An 8,903-nucleotide genomic window follows, 5' to 3' on the forward strand; every position below is an offset into this window, starting at 1 on the left:
AACGTCAACGGCTCGAGACGCCTATGCCGATATTCCACTTTAGCCCCGAAAGCTGCCGCGATATTTTCAGCGCAGACCTTGATTTGTTTTTCCGCAAAATCACGCAATGCTGGCGATAGGCTCCTAACGGTTCCGCCCAGCGTCACGGAGTCAGGTATGATGTGGTAGGATTCACTTCCGGTGAATTTCGGCACTGACACAACGAGCGCTTCCGTCGGATCGAGATTTCGGGAAACCAAGGTCTGTAGGGCCGTGATGATCTGTGCTCCGACCACCACCGGATCTATAGTAAAATGAGGCGTTGCGGCGTGTCCGCCCCGGCCGGTAATGGTGATGTCAAATTCGTCGAGGGCCGCCATAATCGATCCGTCGCGAATACCGAACCTGCCCACGTCAATGCCTGGCATGTTGTGCATACCGAAGACTTGGGAGATATTGAACCTGTCCATCAAGCCTTCTTGCACCATTCGACCGGCGCCCTGCCCGTCTTCCTCGGCGGGCTGGAAAATGAGCGCCACCGAACCTTTGAAGTTCCGCGTGGCGGAGAGATGCTTAGCGGCACCCAGCAGCATGGCGGTGTGGCCGTCGTGACCGCAGGCGTGCATCTTCCCCTCGACCTGCGAAGTCCAGGGCTTGCCGGTAGCCTCGACGATCGGCAGCGCGTCCATATCCGCGCGCAGGCCAATCGTCGGTCCATCCCCGCCTGCACCTTGGATCACCGCGACGACACCGGTCTCGGCGATGCCCGTCTCGATATGATTTATCCCGAAGGAAGCAAGCTTTTCGGCGACGAAGCGGGCGGTATTGTGCACGTTGTATCCAAGTTCCGGATTCTGGTGGAGGTGACGACGCCAAGCGATAGCCTCATCATGAATATCCCGGAAATCATTGACGCTGCGCATTCTTGTCTCCTACCAAATTGAGCAGACCCGCGCCTCGGGTCTGCTAGCTCGAGCCACATCTGCGCCGCCGCTCCCGGGGGCATCCTAGATGCGCGGTTCCGCGTAGTGTGTTATATCACTAGGAAGCTTCCAGGGATGAACCGCTACAGTCCAATGCATTGTGTGTATCGGCCCCATCTCGCTTCGAGATGAGGCAAATCCCCGCGTTTGCAACGGACCTCTAGAGATTATCGGCGGTCGGCTAGTATTCTTGGTTATTCGGCAAGCGCAGACCCCCCCTTGAGAAAACGTCACCTTCATTGCCACCCCCGTTCACGAAGTATGGCGTCAGACAGTTTCTCGGCGACCATAATCGTTGGAATGTTGGTATTTGCTCGTGGGCAGAATGGCATCACCGAGGCATCGGCGACTCTTAAACCCGATAGTCCATGAACGCGCCCAGTCGAATCCGTCACACTGTTTGGATCATGCGCAGATCCCATTTTGCAAGTTGAAGTGGGATGAAAGTTCCCAAAAACGTTTTGTCGTACGAAGCTATCAAGAAGCTCGTCACTATTTAGAAGGTCTGAGATGCTGCGACCGTCAGTGATTGCAAACCTGATCAGGCTACGTCGGAGCGAGGAGGAACTATCCATAAGGGCTGCGAGAAAAGAGGTGAGACCGTAGTTCAAACGGTTGTACTTGCCGATCCGCTTTGCTCGTCCAGTCCACGTAGAAGGAAAGGGGTCAAGCGCCGTGTGCGTCAAGGCCTTATGATTTATCAGTCTCGCAACGAATCGAAACGCGTTTTTCAATCGCTCAGCGTCGCGCTGGTCGCTCAACATATCGAAATTCACTTCTGGCTCAACGAGATGAGACGAACTCTTGAGCAAGACCGTTCCTGTCGAATAGACACGATTGACCCAGAAATTCAGCGTCCCTAAACGTTTGCCAACGGGATGCCACGCAGATTTCGCCAGAGCTGAGATGGCCATATCGGTAGGCGGGCAACCGTCGTGACCGGATGAATACCGGGCATGCATCTGGATATATCCGGTCGCGGTCGGCGACATCCGATCCTCCGGTCTCAAGTAAGCCGAGATGGCGACCCCGGCATGCTCCTGGAGATTTTTTCCGACCCCTTCAACATTTGCGACAACTTGAATGCCGACCTCTGACAACACTCTTCCCGGACCAATACCGGATCGCATCAGTATCGTAGGCGAATGAATAGCGCCCGCACATAGAATAACCTCTGGGGCGCTATAAGATTGGTGACCAGCCTTACTCTCAGTATCGACGCCCGTTATTTGTCGACCTGAAAAGGTGAGTTTTACGACCACAGTCTCTGATAAAATTCTGAGATTCGGCCGAGCACGGACACTCTCTGGCAAATAGGCCATCGCGGCTGATACGCGGCGACGGTTGAGGTTTGTCAGTGGAACAACTGAGTGGCCATCGCGGAACTCACCGTTAAAGTCTGGCCGAAAGGGTATATTTTCATCCTGTAAAGCCGTCGACACCGCATTGACGAACCCTGACCACTCTCGTTTGTCCGCCCGGCTAATCGGCAGCGGCCCACTATTGCCGTGGAAGTGATCGCGAAAATCCAGATCGCATTCGAGTCTGCGGAAATATGGCAATACGCCTTCCCAGTCCCAACCCGTTGCCCCGGTGGACGCCCACTCATCATAATCGGCGGGGCCGCCCCGGTTGGCGACCTGAGCGTTGATACTGGAGCCTCCACCTATGACCCGAGCCTGCTCGTAGTGCACGCGTCTGTTGCCATCTCGGGCGATGGCTGCGGTAAGCGATGGCCATTGATACCGCTGATTGTAGTAAGCGCGTGTGGGATTGCCGTCGAGAATATCGTCAGGAATTTCGTTTGGGGGGAAATCAGGCCCGGCCTCGATGAGCAACACCTGACTGCCATTGGCCGACAATCTGTTCGCTAGGACGCATCCAGATGAGCCGCCACCTACAATTATATAGTCAAAGAGCAACAATTCCTCCCCATCCTGCGGCTGCAGGCTAGCACAACGTTGAAGCGAAGATCTGCGAATGAGACCGTCTTGCGGCCGGAAAGCGGCGATTGTGTGCGAATTCCGCAGAAACACGCCATCCTGTTGGCCACTATGAAGATAGCCAATTCCCTCCGCTTGTAGGCGTACGGAGCTCATCTTGTCAGAAGCCGTGCGGGGAGAGTTTAGACACGCCCAATGAGCGGCAGGAAATCCGAAGCCTCGTCTTTTGAGTGTTTGCGGCCACTCTTTCCACCCGTTTCGGGTCTTCTAGTTTCGTCTACTGCTGCTGGTGGATCTCAAGCCGATTGCAGCGACCCGCCCTTCACCAGTGCTATCTCGAGGCTGCGGCATCCCTGGAGGGCTGACGCGTAGCGCGGGGTGCATTCCGGCTAGCTCATGCCCAGAGGTCGCGAGGACCGTGCCCCCGAGATCAGCAGGCCGGTGGCAAATGCGCGATCTGCGCACCTAGCTCATAGTAACCTTCTCTGATGGCCCGAAAAGAGGCGCTCCGCGCGGAAGATACCGGCAGGAACATCCCGTCGAGCGGCAGCTCGCCGCTGATATGGCGGGCGAGCTCGCGGCCGAACACTGTGCCAGGCGCGATGCCTCGTCCGTTGAAACCCGTCAGCGCGATCATGTTTTCCGCTGGGAGGTGAAGGCGAGGCAGATGGTCGTTCGTCATGCCGATCCGGCCGTACCACTCGTGCTCCAACTCGACCTCACCGATCTGCGGGAAGAGCGCCCGGATACGCCGCCGCGCCCAGTTACGATGAATAGCGATTCCGGTGCCGCGGAGCGCGCCGACGCTGCCGACGATGAGGCGTCCGGCATTGTCCGTGCGAAAAGCGGTCAGCACGGTGCGGGTATCCCAGGCGCCGTGCCCTTCGGGCAGGATCGTGTGGCGAATTCTGTGACTTAGCGGCGCAGTCGCAACATGGAAGAACGGCAGCACCACTTGTTCGCGGCGCAGCTCGGGGAGGATGCGCGAGGTGTAGGTGTCGGTCGAAACAACGGCCCACTTGGCCCGGGCGCTTCCACTTCGCGTGGCTAGCCGCCAGACGCCGCCCTCGCGCGCGATGTGCTCGACCGGGCTCGCGGTGAAGACGGTCGCGCCGGCGGCAATCGCCGCGCCAGCCAGGCCGCGCACATAGGCGAGCGGCTGGATCGTTCCTGCACGCAGGTCGAGGAGCCCTGCGGCGAAGGCCGAGGTGCCTGTCTTGGCACGCGTCTCGCCGGCATCAAGGATGTGAACCGGGGCGTCGAGCGCCTGCCACTGCCGCGCTCGCTCTGCGATTTCGGCGACGCCCTTCTTATCGGCTCCGCAGTGGATCGTGCCAGCCCGCTTTAGCTCACACGGCAAGTTGTGTTTGTCGATGATCTCGAAGACGGTGCGTGGCGAATCGCGCAGCAAATCCAGCAAACGACCACCATACACCGGACCGAGCGTCTCCTTGAGGGCCGATGGCATCACCCAGAGGCCCGCATTTACCAATCCGGTGCTCCGCCCGGCGGCGCCAAAACCAATTTCGGCTGCCTCGATCACGACGGCATCCAGCCCCCGCTCGGCAAGGTGCAGCGCAGCGGATAATCCGGTGTAGCCCGCACCGACGATCGCCACATCGGCGACGATGTCGCCTACCAGCTTCTCTGTTGCAGGCGGCGGCGGAGCTGTCCGCTCCCAAAGCCCATGCGACTGTCTATCGTTCAGCATTCTGTCCGCTATCATTAAGGGGCTCGACGCTGCCTCGGTGTGCAGACCCTCAGCACGCCCGGCAGGAGACTGAGCTCGCTGCCGGGCAGGTGCGCCTTGGGAGGAGGCGTAGTTGCGTTATCCTTCACAAAACCAGCCGCATGAGGCTGCTTACAATAAGAAGATTGGACGGCTCCGAGTGCCCTGGTAACTGTAGCGCATGTGAGTGCCTGATTTATGCAAATCGCCCGCCCCCCACGCAGGAAATCGGCTTTGCGCAGCGAGATGTGCCTAAAAGCGGTGTTGAGATCACCTGGGCTGGAACTGACGTTGGGTGAAGTAGGCCAATGCGAATTGCATCTGATGATCGCTGAGCGCGGGAGTCTCTCTGCCTGCTAAGTCCTCACACGAGCTTCTGATCCAGGCGGGAGACCCATCTGCCAGCTAGGCCGCGCGCATAGGCGAGCGGCTGGATCGTTCCTGCACGGAGGTCGAGGAGCCCTGCGGCGAAGGCCGAGGTGCCTGTCTTTGCACGCGTCTCGCCGGCATCAAGGATGTGAACCGGGGCGTCGAGCGCCTGCCACTGCCGAGCTCGCTCTGCGATTTCGGCGACGCCCTTCTTATCAGCTCCGCAGTGGATCGTGCCGGCCCGCTTCAGCTCACACGGCAAGTTGTGTTTGTCGATGATCTCGAAGACGGTGCGTGGCGAATCGCGCAGTAAATCCAGCAAACGACCATCATACACCGGACCGAGCGTCTCCTTGAGGGCCGATGGCATCACCCAGAGGCCCGCATTTACCAATCCGGTGCTCCGCCCGGCGGCGCCAAAACCAATTTCGGCTGCCTCGATCACGACGGCATCCAGCCCCCGCTCGGCAAGGTGCAGCGCAGCGGATAATCCGGTGTAGCCCGCACCGACGATCGCCACATCGGCGACGATGTCGCCTACCAGCTTCTCTGTTGCAGGCGGCGGCGGAGCTGTCCGCTCCCAAAGCCCATGCGACTGTCTATCGTTCAGCATTCTGTCCGCTCTCACCCTCTCACCTTCAAATTCCCTGCTCAGCAGCAAGGCGCAATGACGGCTAGTCATTTTCGCGAGTGAGGGCCAATACCTATTGGCAACGTTCACGACGAGTGTACCGATCTGCGCCATCAACCTCACTGCCGCCGTAGAGAAAGATCGTGAGATCGGACGTCCCCCGCGAATGCCATTTCCTTCGCGACAATGAGCATTGTCTCCCTCCCTCATCCGCGAGGATTGAAGTTGAGAACTTCGCATACCAGCTCAGGGTCCAATGCGATCCTCGGTGCCGGGGGCCTTGGCAACGGCAAGTTCAGCCTCACCCTCGGCGCGATCGTCATCCAATAGTTGACACCACACCGTTCCGTTTGCGCTTCTGCTGCTCTTGATTGCCTTCAATTGTCACCCTCTCCGCACGCCGTCGGCGTTAAGGCGACCACGGGTGTTGCTGTTCGCCAGGGGCAGAAACCGACTTGATCGACCAATCAATCAAGGCCACGGCATGCTGAAGAATCGCGTCGGTCTGAGGGCGGCTCGGGGAAGCGGCGATGACATGTCCGATCGTATCTCGGTAGTCGCCTTCCCTGACGATAGGGGTCTTGGGTTGAACATGCAGTTTGACCTCGGCGACACCTTCCACGGCAGCCGCTCGACTGTCGCCATCAATCCAGTCGAGGATGCCATCACCTTCAGGGAGGAGGAACCGCGCGCCCGCAAAATGCGAACGGGTTCTTCGCAAGTCCCATTCTTCGCCGATAACAACTTTGATGTGCTCGGTGACGACATCCACACCATAAGCTAAATTAACCATTTGAGGACCGGGCGCGCCAGCAAGACGCGGATTGACCTCGATGACGACTGGGCCACGCATTGTCCAGCGGAATCCAATGTTCGATGGTCCCCAGCCAAGGTCGAGAGCTTGCAAACAGGTCAGCGACACATCGGCGACACGCTGCTGCTCGTCGTCAGTAAGCACGGCTGGATAGGTGCACCCACGATGGATAAAATGCGGTGGGCGGCCGAAGTCAGCGCCGCCGATTCCAATGACCTCATCTCCCATCATGTCAGCCCAATAATAGGGGCCTTGGGCGAATTCTTCGACCAGTATTCTCGGCGAAGACCGCCACTTGTGCTTCCCACACAACAGATGGGTCGTATGTTTAGCCAGTTCATCAACGTTGCGGCATAATAGGACACCGCTGCTGCCGCTGCCCACGGCAGGCTTAAGAATGACGGGGAGGTTTATCTCTGCTGCACAGCTTTCGACGTCCGCGGCATTGGCTGCTAAGCGATAAGCCGGCATTGGAACGCCGGCCTCTGCGAGGAGCTGACGTTGAGTGAACTTGTCGCAGCATCGTTCAATCGCTCTGGGGTTCGGTCCCGGCAGATCGAAGGACCGACATAGCTTACCTACTGTGGCGTAGGCCAACTCATCAAGACCTGTAAAGCCAGTGATGCCAGCAATGTCATAGGTTGCGCGCAGCCAGGAACATTCGCAGATCAGCGCATCTAGATCGTCGGTATCAACACTGATTGCCTCTGTACCGTCCGCCTTAAGATAATCGTACTGGGTTGGATCAGCCGAGAAGGTAATGGGATGAAGACCAAGACGCTTGGCCGCTCTGACGTATAGCAGACCAATACTCCTGTTGCCTTCCACCAGCACGAGAGCCTTTTTTGCCATTACCGTCGACCTCCGCAATGCTGTGCGACGGCCCGAGAGGTAATCAGGCGTCGACTTGTTATTCGGCCTGACGTCAGCCTTGTGGGCAAGCTACCATTCTCAGGGATCTGATTTCGCGAAGGTTTTGATAAGTCGCGTAAACGATTTATTGCAATTTTGAACGCCTGCGGCTGAGATTCGGGGTGCCTCGCTACATATTCTCTGGGGCGGTGCTTGCCTGCCCCAGTTTTGGCCAAGAGCCGTCGGTGCGGATAGGCCGCCGATGTTGCCGGCTACCGTGCGCGCACTTTGACAGGCCATCGGCGAATTTCACACGTTCCCGCGAGCGGCTACGGACCGAAGGGACAAGATTGATGGAACATGGCTCGCGCCACTCATCGACGCATGAAGGTCGCCGAGCATCGCTTCGAGGCTACCTGGTGGGCGTCAACACGCGACGCGTGCCTCGTGAGCTTGTCGCCTCGTTCGGCCGCGCCTCGGCGAAGTCGTGGTCACCTGCATCTGGCGAAAACCTCATTCGGATCGCGACCTGCAAGCAGTTGGTCCAGAAGTTCCTTCTCGATAGCCATGTGATGGTTCTCTCCTTTTCATCATCATGGCCTCACGCACAGAATTCCTGACAGTCCCGACGCCGGGTGATCCGCGGCCGGACGTTGTTCCTGTGAGGCTCGACCGCAAGACGACCTCGATCTAGAAAATCCGGCTCGAAAACACCAACCAACCTGCGCGACATTGCCGTGTGAAAACTCCAGGCCAGCATCAACGGCTAAATCTCCGCCGGAAGACTTCCAATCGCGGATGGGGGAATAACAATACCGTTTGTATCACTCTATCGTGCTGGGCTCCTCTGCCCGCTGCTGTGAGATCCGGATGCCAATATTTCTGGTCTGCACGTATCCATCAACGGCTTCCTGACCCTTTTCCCTGCCGTAGCCAGACTGCTTCACTCCACCGAACGGCGTTTCTACGCCGCCGACGTACCATCCATTCACGTACACCTGGCCAGCCCAAAGGCGATCCGCGCTCCAAAGAGCCCGGTCGATATTCCGGGTGAAAACGCCCGCTGCCAAGCCTTGATCGGTATCGTTGGCCAGTTCGATACCTTTTATCGGATCATCGAAAGCAGTAACGGAAAGAACAGGGCCGAAGACTTCTTTCTGGAAAAGGCTACTGTCGGGCGCGACGTCGGCAAATACAGTCGGCGCCATGAAATAGCCACTTCGCTCCGAAAGTGCAGTTCCGCCGGTCACAAGACGTGCCCCTTGCGACAGGGCCATCTGGCAGGCTCTCTCGACTCCCTCTCGCTGTTTTTGAGAGATCAACGGGGTGATGTCGCAGTTTTCGCGCCCTGGCCCAATTGACAGTCCTTCGACGCAAGCCTTCACCCTTTCTAACGTTTCATCAGCGATTGAACGCTCTACAAGCAATCTTGTTAGGTTGTTGCAATTCTGGCCAGCATTTAGATACGTTCCGATACGCACCGCTTCCACGACGGCATCGAGATCGGCATCGGAATAGACGACAGCGGCTGATTTGCCGCCAAGTTCCATGATGCAGGGTACGATGCGCTCCGCTGCAGCCTTGAGCACGGTTCGCCCGGTTG

At 58.1% G+C, this 8,903-nt stretch carries 5 protein-coding genes and 1 pseudogene; all 6 read right to left on the reverse strand.

The window, feature by feature from the left end; genetic code table 11:
• Positions 1 to 902 (reverse strand): amidohydrolase (locus tag C1D09_RS11480; RefSeq protein ID WP_143974370.1); only part of this gene is annotated, 902 nt, incomplete at its 3' end.
• A 296-nt stretch (positions 903 to 1,198) separates the two neighbouring features.
• A complete protein-coding gene (locus C1D09_RS11485; RefSeq protein WP_167514569.1) occupies positions 1,199 to 2,884 on the reverse strand; it encodes a GMC family oxidoreductase in 1,686 nt (561 codons plus the stop codon).
• Between the two features lie 451 nt (positions 2,885 to 3,335).
• Positions 3,336 to 4,616 carry an NAD(P)/FAD-dependent oxidoreductase gene (locus tag C1D09_RS11490; RefSeq protein WP_143974372.1) on the reverse strand — a complete coding sequence of 427 codons (1,281 nt, stop codon included), beginning with the start codon at positions 4,614 to 4,616 and terminating at the stop codon, positions 3,336 to 3,338.
• Between the two features lie 421 nt (positions 4,617 to 5,037).
• Positions 5,038 to 5,616 (reverse strand): annotated as a pseudogene (locus C1D09_RS11495) (NAD(P)/FAD-dependent oxidoreductase); the annotation flags it as partial.
• Positions 5,617 to 6,043: 427 nt separating this feature from the next.
• On the reverse strand, positions 6,044 to 7,300 hold the full coding sequence (locus tag C1D09_RS11500) for an ATP-grasp domain-containing protein (RefSeq protein WP_143974373.1): 1,257 nt from the start codon (positions 7,298 to 7,300) through the stop codon (positions 6,044 to 6,046).
• Positions 7,301 to 8,124: 824 nt separating this feature from the next.
• A partial coding sequence (locus tag C1D09_RS11505) for an aldehyde dehydrogenase family protein (protein ID WP_143974374.1) occupies positions 8,125 to 8,903 on the reverse strand: 779 nt, incomplete at its 5' end.

It is taken from the genome of Mesorhizobium intechi (assembly GCF_002879535.1).
In the GTDB taxonomy this organism is placed as follows: domain Bacteria; phylum Pseudomonadota; class Alphaproteobacteria; order Rhizobiales; family Rhizobiaceae; genus Mesorhizobium; species Mesorhizobium intechi.